The organism is Pseudonocardia sp. EV170527-09, assembly GCF_008369905.1.
In the GTDB taxonomy this organism is placed as follows: domain Bacteria; phylum Actinomycetota; class Actinomycetes; order Mycobacteriales; family Pseudonocardiaceae; genus Pseudonocardia.
In genome coordinates this window covers 1-696 of the sequence record NZ_VRMC01000284.1, presented here as the reverse complement: position 1 = coordinate 696, position 696 = coordinate 1, and the positions used below count along the sequence as shown (strand labels likewise).

The following is a 696-nucleotide window of genomic DNA, read 5'->3' as shown; positions in this document are numbered from 1 at the left end:
GAGCTATTTACACCGCGTCCACCGCCGATGCCGCTGCAGCCGCGCTGGATGATCTCGATGACGAGTGGGGGCGAGCCCATCCGGCGATGATACGTTTGTGGCGTAACGCCTGGACCGAGTTCGTGCCGTTCCTCGACTACGACATCGAGGTCCGGAGGGTGATCTGTACGACGAACGCGATCGAATCGTTGAACGCCCGCTACCGGCGAGCGGTCCGAGCGCGAGGGCATTTCCCCAGCGAGCAGGCCGCGATGAAATGTCTGTACCTTGTCACCCGCAGCCTCGACCCGACCGGACGAGGCCACACCCGATGGATGATGCGCTGGAAGCCAGTCCTCAACGCCTTCGCCATCACTTTCGGTGACCGCTGGCCGGGCGCCGAGCACTACTGACAACATCGCCGGAACCACCGTTCTCGTTACAGACCCAAGGGCGGCCGCAGCGAGTATGCGGGAAAGCTCGCCCGTGATACAGAAGAGTGGCACCCGGGGCGGGATCAGCCAGAGTCCCAGTCCGAGCAGAGTGAGTGCGACCCCCAGAACCGCCAGCTCAGCAATCGGACGCTCAGGGAGGACCAGCGAGGCCCCGCGGCAGCTCCTCTCAGTGCCGCGGGACTGTAAGAACATCGGTGTAACTCCGATCAAGGAGTGTGGACCCGATGACAGACCAGGCAGCGGAGCCGGTGACCGACCTGGA

The 696-nt window shown here is 64.1% G+C and carries 1 protein-coding gene; it reads left to right on the top strand.

From position 1 onward, the window contains the following. On the top strand, positions 1-392 hold a 392-nt coding region (locus tag FVA95_RS29120; RefSeq protein ID WP_193564409.1), incomplete at its 5' end, for a transposase. Positions 393-696: the final 304 nt, after the last annotated feature.